This is a genomic window from Streptomyces sp. P6-2-1 (assembly GCF_050613165.1).
Lineage (GTDB): Bacteria > Actinomycetota > Actinomycetes > Streptomycetales > Streptomycetaceae > Streptomyces.
This window is the reverse complement of record NZ_CP192513.1, coordinates 3,609,816-3,625,450: the sequence shown is the minus strand read 5'-3', so window position 1 is coordinate 3,625,450 and position 15,635 is coordinate 3,609,816. Positions and strand designations below refer to the sequence as shown.

At 72.0% G+C, this 15,635-nt stretch carries 15 protein-coding genes; 6 read left to right on the top strand and 9 right to left on the bottom strand.

All coding sequences use genetic code 11. The features are described from left to right. Nucleotides 1–118: 118 nt before the first annotated feature. Nucleotides 119–943 carry a maleylpyruvate isomerase family mycothiol-dependent enzyme gene (locus ACQYWQ_RS15610; protein WP_431035266.1) on the bottom strand — a complete coding sequence of 275 codons (825 nt, stop codon included), beginning with the start codon at nucleotides 941–943 and terminating at the stop codon, nucleotides 119–121. Nucleotides 944–1,394: 451 nt separating this feature from the next. Here ACQYWQ_RS15610 and ACQYWQ_RS15605 point away from each other — a divergent pair, with 451 nt between their 5' ends. Beyond that, complete coding sequence (locus ACQYWQ_RS15605) at nucleotides 1,395–1,781, top strand: VOC family protein (RefSeq protein WP_431035265.1); 387 nt, start codon at nucleotides 1,395–1,397, stop codon at nucleotides 1,779–1,781. Nucleotides 1,782–1,832: 51 nt separating this feature from the next. Here ACQYWQ_RS15605 and ACQYWQ_RS15600 read toward each other — a convergent pair whose 3' ends face one another. Continuing rightward, on the bottom strand, nucleotides 1,833–2,321 hold the full coding sequence (locus ACQYWQ_RS15600) for an LURP-one-related/scramblase family protein (RefSeq protein ID WP_431035264.1): 489 nt from the start codon (nucleotides 2,319–2,321) through the stop codon (nucleotides 1,833–1,835). 200 nt (nucleotides 2,322–2,521) lie between these two features. Between ACQYWQ_RS15600 and ACQYWQ_RS15595 the strand changes: the two genes are divergently transcribed. Further along, the gene (locus ACQYWQ_RS15595; protein WP_431035263.1) at nucleotides 2,522–4,354 is read left to right on the top strand and encodes an NHL domain-containing thioredoxin family protein; all 1,833 of its coding nucleotides are present in this window, start codon (nucleotides 2,522–2,524) and stop codon (nucleotides 4,352–4,354) included. A gap of 147 nt (nucleotides 4,355–4,501) precedes the next feature. Here ACQYWQ_RS15595 and ACQYWQ_RS15590 read toward each other — a convergent pair whose 3' ends face one another. The 4 genes from ACQYWQ_RS15590 to ACQYWQ_RS15575 all read right to left on the bottom strand — a co-directional run bounded on the left by ACQYWQ_RS15590 (nucleotide 4,502) and on the right by ACQYWQ_RS15575 (nucleotide 9,899). After that, the gene (locus ACQYWQ_RS15590) at nucleotides 4,502–5,308 is read right to left on the bottom strand and encodes an alpha/beta fold hydrolase (protein WP_431035262.1); all 807 of its coding nucleotides are present in this window, start codon (nucleotides 5,306–5,308) and stop codon (nucleotides 4,502–4,504) included. 135 nt (nucleotides 5,309–5,443) lie between these two features. Further along, complete coding sequence (locus ACQYWQ_RS15585) at nucleotides 5,444–5,698, bottom strand: DUF6458 family protein (RefSeq protein WP_431035261.1); 255 nt, start codon at nucleotides 5,696–5,698, stop codon at nucleotides 5,444–5,446. A gap of 97 nt (nucleotides 5,699–5,795) precedes the next feature. After that, nucleotides 5,796–7,103, bottom strand: coding sequence for a M18 family aminopeptidase (locus tag ACQYWQ_RS15580; RefSeq protein ID WP_431035260.1), 1,308 nt, complete (start codon nucleotides 7,101–7,103; stop codon nucleotides 5,796–5,798). A 969-nt stretch (nucleotides 7,104–8,072) separates the two neighbouring features. Beyond that, complete coding sequence (locus tag ACQYWQ_RS15575; RefSeq protein ID WP_431035258.1) at nucleotides 8,073–9,899, bottom strand: acyl-CoA dehydrogenase; 1,827 nt, start codon at nucleotides 9,897–9,899, stop codon at nucleotides 8,073–8,075. A 283-nt stretch (nucleotides 9,900–10,182) separates the two neighbouring features. Between ACQYWQ_RS15575 and ACQYWQ_RS15570 the strand changes: the two genes are divergently transcribed. Continuing rightward, complete coding sequence (locus ACQYWQ_RS15570; RefSeq protein ID WP_431035257.1) at nucleotides 10,183–10,680, top strand: SseB family protein; 498 nt, start codon at nucleotides 10,183–10,185, stop codon at nucleotides 10,678–10,680. An 85-nt stretch (nucleotides 10,681–10,765) separates the two neighbouring features. Here ACQYWQ_RS15570 and ACQYWQ_RS15565 read toward each other — a convergent pair whose 3' ends face one another. Next, nucleotides 10,766–11,140, bottom strand: coding sequence for a VOC family protein (locus tag ACQYWQ_RS15565; protein WP_431035255.1), 375 nt, complete (start codon nucleotides 11,138–11,140; stop codon nucleotides 10,766–10,768). Between the two features lie 266 nt (nucleotides 11,141–11,406). Between ACQYWQ_RS15565 and ACQYWQ_RS15560 the strand changes: the two genes are divergently transcribed. Beyond that, nucleotides 11,407–11,751 carry a hypothetical protein gene (locus tag ACQYWQ_RS15560; protein WP_431035254.1) on the top strand — a complete coding sequence of 115 codons (345 nt, stop codon included), beginning with the start codon at nucleotides 11,407–11,409 and terminating at the stop codon, nucleotides 11,749–11,751. Nucleotides 11,752–11,855: 104 nt separating this feature from the next. On the opposite strand, the gene ACQYWQ_RS15555 is transcribed toward ACQYWQ_RS15560, so the two are convergent. Both ACQYWQ_RS15555 and ACQYWQ_RS15550 read right to left on the bottom strand, forming a co-directional pair. Continuing rightward, on the bottom strand, nucleotides 11,856–12,047 hold the full coding sequence (locus tag ACQYWQ_RS15555) for a DUF397 domain-containing protein (RefSeq protein WP_431035252.1): 192 nt from the start codon (nucleotides 12,045–12,047) through the stop codon (nucleotides 11,856–11,858). Then, nucleotides 12,044–12,877 (bottom strand): helix-turn-helix domain-containing protein, encoded by an 834-nt coding sequence (locus tag ACQYWQ_RS15550; RefSeq protein WP_431035250.1) that lies wholly within the window; start codon nucleotides 12,875–12,877, stop codon nucleotides 12,044–12,046. The genes ACQYWQ_RS15555 and ACQYWQ_RS15550 overlap by 4 nt, the downstream gene beginning before the upstream one ends. Before the next feature lie 296 nt (nucleotides 12,878–13,173). Here ACQYWQ_RS15550 and ACQYWQ_RS15545 point away from each other — a divergent pair, with 296 nt between their 5' ends. Further along, complete coding sequence (locus ACQYWQ_RS15545) at nucleotides 13,174–13,857, top strand: formylmethionine deformylase (RefSeq protein WP_431035249.1); 684 nt, start codon at nucleotides 13,174–13,176, stop codon at nucleotides 13,855–13,857. A 341-nt stretch (nucleotides 13,858–14,198) separates the two neighbouring features. After that, nucleotides 14,199–15,389: a cytochrome P450 gene (locus tag ACQYWQ_RS15540; protein WP_431035248.1), complete on the top strand. Its 1,191-nt coding sequence runs from the start codon at nucleotides 14,199–14,201 to the stop codon at nucleotides 15,387–15,389. Nucleotides 15,390–15,635 lie beyond the last annotated feature (246 nt).

Here is a 15,635-nt window from a genome sequence, read left to right as displayed (position 1 = left end):
GCCACCCGGCCGAACAGACGGGCCACCGGCCGAGACGCCCAGCCCCCGCGGCCACCGGTCCGGCCCCTTGGGCGGTCGGGGAGCGGCGTGCGGGGCGGCCCCCCAGGGCCCGCCCCGCTCAGAGGGTCACGGCGAAATGGGCCAGGATCGCGGAGACGATCTCCGCGTCCCCCTCCGCCTTGACCTCGTCCGCGGCCCGCTCCGCGGAAATCCGCCCGCACGCGAGCCGGAAGTACGTCTGCCACTCCATGCTCAGCGTGGCGACGGGCCCGAGCGACGGCGCCCCGTCCACGCTCCCCTTCCCCTCCGCGTCGACCCGTACCGTCCGCAGGAACTCGACCGGCCCGCTCACGTCGAAGACCACCGCACTGCCCGCGGGAGCGCCCGCCCGCCGCGCGACCACCTCCGGCAGCCCCCTCAGCAGCTCGTCCCGCGCCACATACGCCCCCGGCGAGTCCAGGTTCCCCGGCTTCCCGAGGGCGACGCGCAGGTCCTGCTCGTGCGCCCACACGTCGAAGGCGCGGCCCCGCATGGCGACTTCGAGGGTCTGCTCGGTCCCGAGCGGCCCCCGCAGCATCGTCTCCGGACCCCGGTTCTCGTTCCGGAGCTGGCGGTTGCGGCGGATGATCGTGTACTCCAGCTCGCCGAGCATCTCGGGAGCCGTGTGGTGGCGGCGGACGTCGACCTGCATCTCCATGTACCGCTGGTGCTCGGTACGTACGTGGTAGAGGTCGCGCGGCAGCGTGTGGATCGGGCGCGGGTCGCCCAGGATCTCGCAGTCCATGCCGATGACGTGCGAGATCAGGTCCCGCACCGACCAGCCGGGGCACGGTGTCGCCCGGTTCCAGTCCGCGTCCGCGAGTGGCTGCACCAGCGCGGATATCGCTTCCACGGAGTGGGACCAGGCGTCGGCATAGGTCTGAAGGCTGGGATGGAGGCTCACGGGACCCCTCGTGCGGTCGGTACGGCGCGGCGGTGGCCGCGGCAGGACATCAGGTCGTCAGGGACGGCTGGCGGGCGGTCAGGGCGGCGGCGGCAGTGCGGCGCCGGTCGGTGCGCGGGTGCTCGGGGGCCGGGGGGAGAGAGCCCCCGGGGAGCACAGTACGCCGCCGGGTGTCGCCCTGGCAGTGCTTTCGAGTGACGATGGTAGGCCGGAGTTGACGCCCGCCCCACCCGACGGTGGTACGGTTCGCCGCCGCACGGCGGCCCCGCGCCACGTATGCCCGGTACGCGCGCCCGCGTATGCCGGGTGGGGGCGCCCGCGTACGCCGGGTGGGGGCGCCGCTTCCACCTGTTCGCGTGCCCGCCTGTGCCGGGTGCGGGCGCCCGCGCCGCCACCCGGCTCCTGTCCGCCTCCCGGCGCCCAAGGCCCCGCTCCCCTACCCTCGGTGGGCATGGTGCAGGTACTGAGCAGCAGGATTCTGCTGCGCCCCACGGACCCCGACCGCTCCCGCGACTTCTACGGCCGCAGGCTCGGCCTCGCCATTCACAGGGAGTTCGGTACGGGCGAGACGCGCGGCACCGTCTACTTCCTCGGGAACGGCTTCCTGGAGGTCTCGGGCCGCTCCGCCGAACCCCCGTCCCCCGCGCTCGGCATCTGGCTCCAGGTTCCCGACGCGGCGGCAGCGCACGAGGAGTTGCGCCGCGCCGGGGTGGAGATCGAGCGCGCGCCGCGCGAGGAACCGTGGGGACTGATCGAGATGTGGATTCGCGACCCGGACGGGGTCCGGATCGCGGTCATCGAGGTCCCCGAGAAGCACCCCCTGCGCCGGCGCCCGTGAATCCCCTCAGCCAACGCCGGTCAATCCCCTCAGCCAAGGCCCGTGAATCCCTCAGCCGTCCTTCCCCTCGGCGAGCGTGATCACGCACACCGTCACCGCGATGAGCAGCGCCGGGTCCACGTCCTCGCGTACGACCTGGACCCCGTAGGCGTCGCGGAGCGAGAACCAGCGGCGCGAGATCTGCGCGAGCAGCTCGCCGTCGTACTCGATCGCGAACTCACGGTCGAGGATCTTGCCGCTCACGTCCAGCGCGGTCCCGTCCGCCATCTCCACGCGGAAGTGGTTGCGCAGGAGCGAGAGCCGCTTGCGCTTCACCTTGGCCAGGTGGGTGCCCTCACGCTCGATGACCATCTCGCCCATGAGGCTCAGCAGCTTCTGCCGGATGTCGACGAGCACCCTCCCCTGCTCGTCCTTCAGCTCGAAGGTCTGCCGGACCCGCATCGCCTTCCCGTCGACCAGGAAGACCTTCCGGCCCGACTCGTCCTCGATCCAGTAGTCGTCACCGATGGAGAACAGCCGCTCACGCACGAGATATCTCATGAAGCTACGGCTACCCGTTTTCCCCGCGAGAAGCGGACGCGACGGGCCATGTTTCACGTGAAACATCCCGTACGGGGCCGGAGCGATGTTTCACGTGAAACATCCCCTCGCGGCGCCCCGGCCCGCCGCCCGCCGAGAGTTGTTCCACGTGAAACATCCGGACCGTGGATCGCCGCAGGTGAAGTGGCACCCTGGAGACCATGAACGACGCAGCTCCCGCACCCCGCCGTGCCCGTGTCCGTGCCCCCGAACTGGTCGGCAAGGGCGGCTGGCTCAACACCGGCGGCACCTCGTACTCCCTCGCCGATCTGCGCGGGCGGATCGTGATCCTCGATTTCTGGACCTTCTGCTGCATCAACTGCCTCCACGTGCTCGACGAGCTGCGTGAGCTGGAGGAGAAGCACAGGGACACGGTCGTGATCATCGGCGTGCACTCGCCGAAATTCGTGCACGAGGCGGAGCACGCGGCCGTCGTGGACGCGGTGGAGCGGTACGGGGTCGAGCACCCGGTACTCGACGACCCGGAGCTGGCCACGTGGAAGCAGTACGCGGTACGGGCCTGGCCGACGCTCGTCGTGATCGACCCCGAGGGCTACGTCGTCGCGCAGCACGCGGGCGAGGGCCACGCGCACGCGCTCGCGGCCCTGGTCGACGAGCTGGAGGCGGAGCACGAGGCGAAGGGCACGCTGCGGCGCGGCGAGGGCCCGTACGTACCGCCGGAGCCGGTCGCGACCGACCTCCGCTTCCCGGGCAAGGCGCTGCGGCTCCCGGAAGGGACCTTCCTCGTCAGCGACACGACGCGGCACGCGCTCGTCGAGCTGGAGGCGGACGGCGAGACGGTGCGGCGGCGGATCGGCAGCGGGGAGCGGGGGCTCATCGACGGGGACGCGGCGCAGGCGCGGTTCAACGAGCCGCAGGGCCTCGCGCTGCTCCCGGACGGGGCTGTCGTCGTCGCGGACACGGTGAACCACGCCCTGCGCCGCGTGGACCTGGCGAGCGGGGAGGTCTCGACGCTCGCGGGCACGGGGCGGCAGTGGTGGCAGGGCGAGCCGGTCGCCGGCGCGGCGCGCGAAGTCTCGCTCTCCTCGCCGTGGGACGTGGCGTGGTTCGACGGCAAGGTGTGGATCGCGATGGCGGGCGTGCACCAGCTGTGGACGTACTCCCCCGAGGCCGGGACGGTCCGCGCGGCGGCGGGCACGACGAACGAGGGCCTGGTCGACGGCCCGGCCGAGCAGGCGTGGTTCGCGCAGCCCTCGGGGCTCGCGGTGAGCCCCGACGGCGAGCGGCTGTGGATCGCGGACGCGGAGACGAGCGCGGTGCGCTGGATCGACCGCGAGGGCACGGTCCGTACGGCGGTCGGCACGGGCCTCTTCGACTTCGGGCACCGCGACGGCACCGCAGGGCAGGCGCTCCTCCAGCACCCGCTCGGCGTCACGGCGCTCCCGGACGGCTCGGTGGCGGTCGCGGACACGTACAACCACGCGCTGCGCCGCTACGACCCGGCGAGCGACGAGGTCACGACGCTCGCGACCGACCTGCGCGAGCCCAGCGCGGCGGTCGTGGACGGCGAGGAGATCGTCGTGGTCGAGTCGGCGCGCCACCGCCTGACCCGGCTCCGGCTCCCCGAGGAGGCGGTACGCGTCGAGGCGGTCGCCCACCGCACGCGGCGCGCGGCGACGGAGGTGGCCCTCGGCAAGCTCGCCCTCGACGTCATCTTCCAGGCCCCGACGGGCCAGAAGCTCGACACGCGCTACGGCCCTTCGACGCGCCTCCTGGTCTCGTCGACGCCCCCCGAACTGCTGCTCTCCGGCGAGGGCGCGGGCACCGACCTGGCCCGCCCCCTGGAGCTGAACCCGGACATCCCGGAGGGCGTCCTGCACGTCTCCGCGATGGCGGCCTCGTGCGACGACGCCGAGGACAACGAGTACCCCGCGTGCCACGTGCACCAGCAGGACTGGGGCGTCCCCGTGAAGCTCGTCACCGAGGGCGGTGAGACGCGGCTCGCCCTGGTCCTCGCCGGGCTGGACGGCTGAGGGAGCCGTGCGGTGGCGGGGCCCCGGCGGGCGGCGCGCCACCGCACGCGGCGCGCCCGTGCCCCCGCACGCACCGCGGGACCCCTCGCACGCACCGCAGGAGACCCGCGCACGCACCGCCGCAGGCCCCCGCCCGCGCCGCCGCCGCTACTTCACGCTCCGCCCCAGGAAGTCCCGCACGAGCCTCGTCGTCTCCTCCGGCCGCTCGACGCTCGGGAGGTGACCGGTGTCGCGGAGGTCCACGTACTCCGTCTCGCGCGCGCCCGTGAGCCGGGCGGGGAGACCAGCGGCCAGCGCACGGAACTCCGGGAGGTCGTGGGCGGCCGTGGCGACGAGGGTGGGCGCGGTGACGGCGGAGAGGGGGACGGGGCCGCCCTCCTCCGTACGGCCGGAGCCCTCGGGGGCGGCGAGCTGGACCTCGTAGGCGCGGCGTTGCATGCGTACGACGTCGGCCCGTACGGACGCGTCGGCGTCGGGTCCCAGCCAGGTGTCCGCCATCAGCGCGCAGGCGCCGTCGAGGTCCCCGGAGGCGACCAGCTCCTCCTCGCGCGCCGCGAGCGCCGCCAGCGCCTCGGTCTCGACGAGCCCGGGGGCCGCGGGGCACAACAGCACGAGGGCCTGGACCCGCTCGGGCACGAGCCCGGCGATGCGGAGCGCGACCCGGCCCCCGTACGAGGAACCGACGAGGGCGAAGCGCTCGACGCCGATGCCGTCGAGGAGCCTGAGGACATCGCGCGCGTCGTCGTGCGGGATGTCCTCGTCGAGCGTGCTGTCGCCGAATCCGCGCAGGTCGGGGGCGAGACCGCGGTACGTGGGCGGCAGCGCGGCGAGCAGCGGCGCCCACATGCGGCGGTCGCAGACGCTGGAGTGGAGCAGGACGACGGTGGGGGCGCCGGAACGCGCGTTCCCCGTGTCGCTGAAGTAGAGCGGCAGAGCCGGGTAGGGCGGGGTCATGCCCCGGATGGTGCGCGAAGGGACCACGAGGCGCCACCCCTTATCGCCTCACGCCCCGCATACGCCACCGGCCGCCACCCGTGGACGGTGACGGCCGGTCAGGGAGCGGCGGAAGCTGCGTAACGGAGGGGCCCGTCAGTAGCCGCCGTGCTCACGACGGATGCGCTCCTCCTCGGTCATCGGCTGCGAGGTCATGATCGGCGCGCCACCGGTCGTCGTGATCATGCGCCGCTTGCGCGCGATGCTCGTGAAGGTCACGACGCCGATGATGCCGACGACCATGAGAATCACGCCGACGATGTCGAGATTGAGCCCACTGAGGTGCCAGTCGGTCGCGAAAGCGAGGATCGCGCCGACCGCGATCAGGATGATGCATCCACCAAGTCCCATGACGAGCCTCCTTGTTGCCGTCCGTTTCGCACGGGTACCCCCGGGGGCGCACCGCACACAGCCGTGCGCCCCGTACCGGAACCGGACGGCGGGAGCCTCAGCCCTCCAGGAACGCCACCAGCGTGTTCGCGAGGTAGTACGGGTCCTTGTCCCCGCACAGCTCCCGCACGCTGTGCATGGAGAGGATCGCGACGCCGATGTCGACGGTCTTGATGCCGTGGCGCGCGGCGGTGATGGGCCCGATGGTGGTCCCGCACGGCATCGCGTTGTTGGAGACGAAGCTCTGGTACGGGGTCCCGGCGCGCTCGGCGGCCGCGACGAAGACGGAGCGGCCCGCCCCGTCGGTGGCGTAGCGGTTGTTGACGTTGACCTTGAGGATCGGGCCGCCGTTGATGCGCGGGTGGTGGGTCGGGTCGTGCTTCTCCGCGTAGTTGGGGTGCACGGCGTGCCCCGTGTCCGAGGAGAGGCTCACCGAGGAGGCGAGCGCGCGGGCACGGTCCTCGTAGGAGCCGCCGCGCGAGGCGACGGAGCGCTTGATGACGTTGCCGAGGAGCGGCCCGTCGGCGCCCGTGTCGGACTGGGAGCCCGTCTCCTCGTGGTCGAAGGCGGCGAGGACGGGGATGGAGGACAGCTCGCCCGAGCGGGACGCGGCGATGAGCGCGGCGACACCGGAGTGGACGGAGAACAGGTTGTCCATGCGCGGGCCCGCGACGAACTCGTTCTCGCGGCCGAGGTACGCGGGCGCCTCGACGGGATAGGCGAGCAGGTCCCACCCGGTGACGCTGCCGGGTTCGAGGCCCGCCTCCCGCTCGGCGAAGGCGATCAGCTCGCCCTCATGGCCCTCGCCGAGGCCCCAAACGGGCTGGAGGTGGCGCTGCCTGTCGAGCTTGAGGCCGTCGTTGACGCCCCGGTCGAGGTGGACGGCGAGTTGCGGGACGCGCAGCAGGGGGCGGTCGACGGTGAGGAGCCTCGTCGAGCCGTCGCGCAGGCTCAGGCGCCCGGCGAGGCCGAGGTCGCGGTCGAGCCAGGAGTTGAGCAGCGGCCCCCCGTACAGCTCGACGGCGACCTGCCGGAAGCCGTGCGCCGAGAAGTCGGGTTGCGGCTTGACGCGCAGGCCCGGAGAGTCGGTGTGCGCGCCGACGATGCGGAACGGGGTGTGCGCCTCGACGCCCTCGGGGACGTACCAGGCCACGAGCGCCCCGCCGCGCAGCACGTACGTGCCACCGGGCGTGCCCTCCCACGCCGCCTCCTCGGCGACCTGCCGGAACCCGGCCTCTTCCAGGCGCCGCGCCGCCTCGGCGACGGCGTGGTACGGCGTCGGGGACGCCGCGAGGAAGGTCAGGAGGTCGTCGGTGTGTGCGCGATCGAAGGGCGCGGAGGCAGGGGCGGAGGTGCTGGTCGTCATGGGGAGAGCCTAACGAGGGGGGTCCGGCCGGGACCGGGAAGCCTCGGACACCCGCACGGGGCAGCCACCCGGACACCAGACCCGCGCCCAGGCGGGACAGGCGCCCGGACACCAGACCCGCGCCTACGTGGGACAGGCGCCCGGGCACCAAACCCGCGCCTACGTGGGACAGGCGCCCGGGCACCAAACCCCCGCACCCACGTGGGACAGGCCCGCGCCCACGCAGACCCGCACCCAGGCGCGGCAGGCCCCCGGCCCGCACAGGCAGACCCGCCTACGCAGGGCAGACCCGCCATCCCACGCAAGGCAGACCCGCCATCCCACGCAGGGCAGACCCGGCCCCGGCAGACCCGGCCCAGACGCCCGCCCACGCGGGGCAGACCCCCTGCCCATGCGCGGCAGACCCGGCCCCGGCAGACCCGGCCCCCGCAGCCCCGGCCCAGACGCCCGCCCACGCGGGGCAGACCCCCTGTCCATGCACGGCAGACCCCCGCTCACGCAGGACAGACCCACACCCATGCGCGGCAGCCCACGCCCACGCGGGGCAGACCCGCCCACGCGGGGCAAACCCCCCATCCACGCAGGGCAGACCCGACCCCGACGCCCGCCCACGCGGGGCAGACCCGCCTACGCAGGGCAGACCCTCGCTCACGCAAGACAGACCCCCACTCCCGCACGGGGGGGGCAGGCCCCACCCCCCGCAGCGCCGCCCCCCACCCACTCAGGGCAGACCCCCACCCACCCGGGGGGCTCCCCTGTAACCATCCTTCCGCACCCCCCACCCCCCAGCCCCTCCTCCCGCCCAATCTGTGGATAACTCCGCCGAAGTCGCAAAACGCCCCACTCCTTCGAGTGAGAACCGTCCCCGCGATGCAGCTACGAGCGAACGAAAGACATACGAACGGCCCGCCCCACACCAGTGGGACGGGCCGTTCGGGCCGAAGCCTCAGCGTTCTGCGAGCACCGGGCTCAGAACGCCTCCTCCGCGAGGTCCATCAGCTCCAGGTCCGTCGACTCGGCGAGCGCACGCTCGACCGCGACGCGCGGCAGGATGTTCGCCGCGAAGAACTTGGCGGCCGCGATCTTGCCCTCGTAGAAGGGCTTGTCCTTCGAGGAGGCCGAGGCGAGCTTCTCCTCCGCGACGGCCGCGCCGCGAAGCAGCAGGTAGCCGACGACGACGTCACCGGCGGCGAGCAGCAGGCGCGAGGTGTTGAGGCCGACCTTGTAGATCTCGCGGGCGTTCTCCTGCGTCGCCGCGAGCTGCGTGAGCATCGCGCCGACGAGCGCCTCCAGCTCACCGGCGGCCTTCGCCAGCTCCCCGCGCGCGGCGGCCAGCGTCTCGCCGCCGGAACCCACGGCGAGGAACTTCTTGATGTCCTCCGCGACCGAGTTCAGCGCCGCACCCTGGTTGCGGACGATCTTGCGGAAGAAGAAGTCCTGGCCCTGGATCGCCGTCGTGCCCTCGTAGAGGGTGTCGATCTTGGCGTCGCGGATGTACTGCTCGACCGGGTACTCCTGGAGGTAGCCGGAGCCGCCGAAGGTCTGGAGCGACTGCGCGAGCTGCTCGTAGGACTTCTCGGAGCCGTAGCCCTTGACGATCGGCAGGAGCAGGTCGTTGAGGGCGTGCAGCTCGGCGGCGTCCTCGCCGGCGGCCTCGGCCAGCGCGATCGAGTCCTGGACGGCGGCGGTGTGCATGACGAGCGCGCGCATGCCCTCCGCGTACGCCTTCTGCGTCATGAGCGAGCGGCGCACGTCGGGGTGGTGCGTGATGGTGACCTTGGGCGCGGTCTTGTCGGTGAAGTTGGCGAGGTCGGGACCCTGCACGCGCTCCTTGGCGTACTCCAGGGCGTTGAGGTAGCCGGTGGAGAGGGTCGCGATGGCCTTCGTGCCGACCATCATGCGGGCGAACTCGATGATGCGGAACATCTGGCGGATGCCGTCGTGCTTGTCGCCGATGAGCCAGCCCTTGGCGGGGTGGCGGTCGCCGAAGGTCATCTCGCACGTGTTGGAGGCCTTGAGGCCCATCTTGTGCTCGACGTTCGTCGCGTAGACGCCGTTGCGCTCGCCCAGCTCGCCGGTCTCCCAGTCGAACTCGTACTTCGGCACGAGGAAGAGCGAGAGGCCCTTGGTGCCGGGCTTGCCGCCCTCGGGACGCGCGAGGACGTAGTGGAGGATGTTCTCCGACATGTCGTGCTCGCCGGACGTGATGAACCGCTTCACGCCCTCGATGTGCCAGCTGCCGTCGGCCTGCTCGATGGCCTTGGTGCGCCCGGCGCCGACGTCCGAACCCGCGTCGGGCTCCGTGAGGACCATCGTGGAGCCCCACTGCTTCTCGACGGCGATCTCGGCGACCTTCTTCTGCGCCTCGTTGCCCTCATCGAAGAGGATGCCGGCGAAGGCCGGGCCCGAGGAGTACATCCAGATGGCCGGGTTCGCGCCGAGGATCAGTTCCGCGTACGCCCAGATGAGGGAACGCGGCGCGGTCGTGCCGCCGATCTCCTCGGGGAGGCCGAGGCGCCAGTACTCGGAGTCCATGAAGGCCTTGTAGGACTTCTTGAAGGTCTCGGGGACGGGCGCGGTGTTCGTCTCGGGGTCGAAGACGGGCGGGTTGCGGTCCGCGTCGGCGAAGGACTCGGCAAGCTCGTTCTCGGAGAGCCGGGCCAGCTCGGCGAGGATCGACTTGGCGGTGTCGGCGTCCATCTCGGCGAAGGGACCGGAACCGTAGACCTTGTCGCGGCCCAGGACCTCGAAGAGGTTGAACTCGATGTCTCGGAGATTCGACTTGTAGTGCCCCACGGCGACGGCTCCCTTACGCGGTACGGGGAGGCTGCCCTCCACCCGGACGTATCAGACATACAAGCCGATATCAGTACGGGACGCCCAAGCGTGCCCGAGCGTACCCAGCACACCCATACCTGTACCGGCCAGTAGCTACGATGATGCTACCCGTCAGTAATAAGGCGCAAGCCCTGAAGGCCCCCAGGGGTGAGGAAATCGTCACTCGCGAGGCCCTCGCCGGAGTGTCCGGAACGGCGCGACCCCCGTGGGGGGAGCGGTGCGGGCGGCTACCCTTTCCCCCATGTACGGCTACGACCCGAACGCGGGCGCACAGCAGCAGTACGCGCAGCCGCCGCAGCAGCCCCAGCCCGGCGCGTACGGCCAGCAGCAGCCGTCGGACGCGTACGGCCAGCAGCAGCCCCCGCTGTACCCCGAGCCGTCCCCGCCCTCGCTCGCGGAGGCGGTCCGCGCGTTCACGACGGGCCAGTTCACCTCGGACGACTTCCAGCAGATCTTCGCCGCGTCGAAGGTCTACTGCCCCCGGGGCGACACCCCCGGCTTCCTGGCCCTGCACAACACGCAGCAGCCGGTGATCCCGATGTTCACGTCCCTGAAGGAGCTGCGCCGCTACGCGGGCAAGGACTCCAAGTACTTCGTGATCACGGGCGCGGAAGTCCTGGACCTCCTCCCCACGGGCTACGGCTTCGTCCTCGACATGGAGGGCGAGCACCGCATCGTCTTCGACGCGAAGGCGGTCGAGGAGATGGTCGACTACGCGATGCGAAGGATGTACGGCTGACGCCTTCGCGTCGGCGCGGGGCGAGGTGCGGCCGCGCCGGGTACGGGGGGTACGAGGCCCGGGTGCGCCGGGCGGGGCGCGGGCCTCAGGCGGCGGCGGGCGCGAACACGCAGAACTCGTTCCCCTCGGGGTCCCGCATGACGTGCCACGGAATCCCCTTCGCGGCATCGGGCTCCTGAAGGACGACCGCCCCGAGCCCCCGCAACCGCTCGACATCCCCGTACACGTCCAGGTGCATCCGGTTCTTGACCACCTTGCCCTCGGGCACGGGAATCACCCAGATCAGGGGCCCTTCCCCCGCCGCGTCGACAATCGCCACGGGCTCGTCGACGGGCTCCCCGTCCTCCCGCCGCACATACCCCATCGCGGCGCACCACCAGTCGGCCAGCGCCTGATGATCCCGCGCGTCCAGACAAAGATCCTTGAACCGAGCCGGCGCACTCCCCGAACCAGATGTCATGCCCCCAGCCTGCCGCCCACCCCACCCGCCACGCCACCCTCCGCCCCTTCACTTCGGCGCAAGGAGCGCAACTAGGGGCACTTGGGGCACACAGGGGCGCATTCACGGATACCGGGAAGTAACTGGACGGAGAATGATTTAAGGCATTACGGGGCGCACAGAAAAGCCCTGACGGGCTGTTGGCGCAACCCGTCAGGGCCGCCGACTCAGCCTCTACCAAAGGCGGGTCGGCCAGCCGCTTCAGCCCCACAACGACTGGAACGACCGTGCTGCGCGATTCTATCGCCCGCGCCCTCTGCTGGGTGCTCTGTCTGCTTTTTCCCCGCCCCCGTCCGGGCCGTCGCACCGCCGCGTATCTCGCCTTCGTACAGGCCGAGTCGCGCGTCGCCGCACGGGCCGCGCTGCGGCAGTCGCCGTGGCGCAACCCCTGGACCGGTCCCACGAAAGCCGATGCCCTGGCGCACTTCGCGCGCCACAAGAACTGCGATTCCCCCGCCGCCCAGGCCGAGTTGCGCGCCATCCGCGAACGCCGCCGCGCCGCAGCCCTCGCCACGATGGGCATCGACTACCCGTACACCTATCCAGGGGCGCACGTTCCGCCCCCGACGTGACGCCGGAGGCGGCCGCTTCAAGGCCACGCCGCCGCCCTCTCCTCGCGGAGCGGGCGAAGGCGCCGCCCCGGGCCCGCGAGGCGGGCTCGTGCGCATCTCCGGCTTCAGCCCTCGCGGACCGCGCCGAGGAAAGCGGTGAAGGCGGGACGGGTGAACTCGATGACCGGACCGTCGTCGGCACGCTTGCTGTCGCGCACGGGGACGGCGGGCTCGCCCAGCGCGACCTCTACACAGTTCCCGCCGCTGGCGCCGCTGTAGCTCGACTTGGTCCACCGGCCGGGTCGTACCTGTGTCATGAATCATGCTCCTTCAACATCGCGCGGAAGATGTCCGCCGAGGCCTGTTCACTCGCGGCGGTCATGCGCAGACGGTCGCAGATCGAGACGGCGTGCGCCACCGCCGCAGGGCTGTAGTCCACTTGCCCGCCCGAGGGCGACTCGGAATAGACGATGTCGGGATTCCTGCCCCCCATCGCGAGCATCGTGAAGGGGACGTGGCTCGGTGGCGCCCCGGCCGAAAAGGGGAGAATTTGCAGGGTGACTCGCGGTCGTTCCGCCATCTCCAAGAGATGTTGGATCTGCTTGCGCATGACCTCCGGGCCACCGACAGGGGTGCGCAACACGCCCTCGTGGATGATCCCCCACAGACTCCGAAGCGTGGGCCTCCTCAGCTCCTCCGCACGTTTCATGCGCTCCGCCACGAGCGCGCGCACCTGTACGTCCTCTCTTCTCGGCAAGCCCGCGCGAAAGATGGCCTCCGCGTACTCCTCGACCTGGAGCATGCCCATCACAAAGCCATTGCAGTAGTCAGTGATCGCTACCGCTCGCCGCTCCAAGTCAAGGTATGGCCCGAACCACTCCGGCTGCGCTTCTTCCTCAAGCATTCGCTTCAATATGTCCTGGTAGACCTCACCCGTACCGGTAGCCGCGTCCATGCTCGCCGCGAAGGCCAGCGACGGCGGCGCCGTACCGTTCTCCACCTTGGCGACCTGGGCTTGTGAGTAGTGCAGCAGGTCTGCGAATGCCCGTTGCGAAAGCCCCAGGCGGTTGCGGAGCTTCTGCACCTCGATCCTGAAGGTCCAAGTGCCCCGTGAGGAATCGGGGTCCGGAACCAAGGAATCAGTCATGCGTTCCAACACCTCCCTCTTGCGTACGCGTTGAAGCGATGCGCCAGCGATTCAGAATCGAATTCGCTAAGGCGGAATCGGTAGATAAGTACGCGCTCCCCGCCCCTGGCGCAAGCTATGTCCATGCTCAAGGAATCCACGGATCAGGTGCCGCCCACGGATTGCGCGACGTGCGCCCAACTCGCCCGTGAGGAAAGGGAGGTGGAGGCGCGCGGGGATCTTTCCCGGGCGGTCGACTGCCGCGTACTGAGGGCCCGTCACCCGTACCACGGCGGTGCGGTGTGATCGTCGCTTCGTTGGGTGGTGACGCCCACCGGGCCGTGCTGCTCGGGCGGGCGCGGGTCGGGACGCCGGAGGCGGCCGCCGCGTGGTTGCGCGGGGAGGCATTGCGGCTCGCGGTGCGGCTCGATCCGGGGCCCCGTACGCGGTGGGCGGTGGCGCCCGGGGTCGTACGGCCCGCCTACGGGCCGGGGCCCGACGCGCCGACGGCGCTGCGGGAGTGGGCGGAGTGTTCCGAACAGAGCAGGTACGTGCGGATGTTGCTGGCCCAGGGCCACCCGTACGCACGGCGATTCCAGGACCCGGGCGGCTCCTGGTACGAACTGACCGCCGCCCTCATGGAGAACGCAGGTGAAGCGATGAGCAAGTCCCCCGACGACGTGGCGCGTTGTGAGGCGACCGGACACGTGACGCAGATCGTCGGGGAGTTGGCGAGTGAGGTGACGCGGACGCCAGGGGCGCCGCCCCGGTCCCGTATCCGCTGCGCGCTGGCCCCGCATCCGACGTACGAACACCAGGGGATCGTACGCGAGTTGAGCGGGGGCGGAGGGCATGTGTGGGGGACGTTCGGGGCGGCCGTGCCGGTGTGGCGGGTGCGCGTCGCGCCGCCGTGCCCGCACTGGGCGGGGGCGCTGCGGCGCGGCTTGTACGCCGACCATCCCGGCGGGTGCGTGCCCGCGCGGACGAGCGAGCCCGCGTAGGGGAGACCACGGCGGAGCCGCCAGGACATCGCACGTTCTCGGTCGGCGGGGTCCGGCCGAGCGGCCACCCTCCGGCGGCTTCGTGCGCCGTTCGCGGCGAGGACGGTGCCCGGCCCCGTGCGCCCGGCGTACGGCGGGGCCCGGACGCCCCGGCCCGCCACCGCCCCGGCGCGCGCGCCCGCGCGGACAGCCGGTCCGAGGCGACAGGTACGCCGGGGGCGGGGAGGGCCGGGGTCCGGTGCGGTACTGCGGTGACCTGGGCAGACGTCACGTCGTTGGTCGGGGCAGGGTCCGCCCGGGGCGATCCGGGCCGACAGGACTGCCTTCACAGGAGGAACGCCGTGACCACTCCCCGCACCGCCCCCTTGCACAGGATCACCGGTCAGGAGACCGGTCCGCCCCGGCTCGTCGAACTGCCGGACGGGACGCCGGTGTGGCTCGTCACCCGGTACGACGACGTGCACCAGGTCCTCAGCGACCAGCGTTTCGGCCGCGCGCCGGTCCAGGCACCCGGGGCACCGCCCGTCGCCGACAACCCCAGCGTGCTGAAGAGCCGCGACGCCATCGGGCGGCAGGACGGCGAGGCCCACCTGCGCCTGCGGCGAGCCGTCGGCAGGGCCTTCACGCCGCGCGCGGTCGCGCACCTGCGGCCGTGGGTCGCCGACGTCGTCGGCCAGTTGCTCGACGGCCTCGTCAAGCAGGGGCCGCCCGGCGACCTCGTCAGGGACTACGCCCTGCCGTTGCCCTCCCTGGTGATGCACCGGCTGCTCGCCGTGGACGACGTGCCCTTCGAAAAGCTGCTCCACTGGTCCAGGCACGCGATGGCGGGCGCCAGCGCCGCCCCGGAGGAGGGTGCCCGGGCCCGGGCCGAACTGGCCGATTTCGCCGGTGCGTTGATCACCGCGCGCCGTGCGGCACCCGGCGACGATCTCGTCAGCTCCGTCGTCCTGGCCACCGACGGGGAGGGCGGCATCCCGGAAGCCGCGCTGGTCAATCTGATCTCCACCATGATCATCGGTGGCCACGACACGACGATGACCATGCTCAGCAACTCCCTCCTCTACCTCCTGACCGAGCAGCCCGGCGCCTGGCAACGGCTGGGTACGGGCGAGGAGGCGGCGGCGGCGCTCACGGAGCGGCTGCTGTACCTGATCCCCATCGGCGATCCCGAGGAGCGCGCCGGGCACCTCGTCACCGCGCGCGCGGACATCGGCGTCGGCGGCGTGACGATCCCGGCCGGGGCGCTCGTCACGACGGACCGCATCGCCGCGCAGCGTGACCCAGGGGCCTTCCCCGGCGACCCGCACGACCCCGAGGCGCTGTTCGCCCCCCTGCCCCGGCCCACGCTCGCCTTCGGCGCGGGGCGGCACTACTGCCTGGGTACGTGGCTCGCCCGGGCCGAGCTGCAACTCGCCCTGCACCGGCTCGCCGAGCGCCTTCCCACGCTCCGGCTCGCCGTGGCCACCGAGGAGGTCGAGTGGCGGCACGGCACGATCACGCGCAGCCCCGTGCGGCTGCCCGCGAGCTGGTGAGGCGGCGCGGGTGAGCGGATGCGGGTGAGCGGATGCGGGTGAGCGGATGCGGTGCGGGTGGTTCGGTGGCGGGGTGATCCGGGGCGGGGTGGAAGGAGGCGGCGCGGCGGCCTGGGGCGCGGTGGCCTCGTAGTGCCGTGGACTCGTGACGCGGTGGCCTCGTAGCGCCGTGGCCTCGTAGCGCCGTGGCCTCGTAGCGCGGTTGATGGGGTGGCGCGCGGCGAACGGTGCGTCCTCGCGTGCGGG

Coding starts and splice junctions, on each gene's coding strand:
- ACQYWQ_RS15605 (WP_431035265.1), top strand. CDS start 1,395: ATGGTGCAGGTACTGAGCAGCAGGATTCTGCTGCGCCCCACGGACCCC.
- ACQYWQ_RS15600 (WP_431035264.1), bottom strand. CDS start 2,321: ATGAGATATCTCGTGCGTGAGCGGCTGTTCTCCATCGGTGACGACTAC.
- ACQYWQ_RS15595 (WP_431035263.1), top strand. CDS start 2,522: ATGAACGACGCAGCTCCCGCACCCCGCCGTGCCCGTGTCCGTGCCCCC.
- ACQYWQ_RS15590 (WP_431035262.1), bottom strand. CDS start 5,308: ATGACCCCGCCCTACCCGGCTCTGCCGCTCTACTTCAGCGACACGGGG.
- ACQYWQ_RS15585 (WP_431035261.1), bottom strand. CDS start 5,698: ATGGGACTTGGTGGATGCATCATCCTGATCGCGGTCGGCGCGATCCTC.
- ACQYWQ_RS15580 (WP_431035260.1), bottom strand. CDS start 7,103: ATGACGACCAGCACCTCCGCCCCTGCCTCCGCGCCCTTCGATCGCGCA.
- ACQYWQ_RS15570 (WP_431035257.1), top strand. CDS start 10,183: ATGTACGGCTACGACCCGAACGCGGGCGCACAGCAGCAGTACGCGCAG.
- ACQYWQ_RS15565 (WP_431035255.1), bottom strand. CDS start 11,140: ATGACATCTGGTTCGGGGAGTGCGCCGGCTCGGTTCAAGGATCTTTGT.
- ACQYWQ_RS15555 (WP_431035252.1), bottom strand. CDS start 12,047: ATGACACAGGTACGACCCGGCCGGTGGACCAAGTCGAGCTACAGCGGC.
- ACQYWQ_RS15550 (WP_431035250.1), bottom strand. CDS start 12,877: ATGACTGATTCCTTGGTTCCGGACCCCGATTCCTCACGGGGCACTTGG.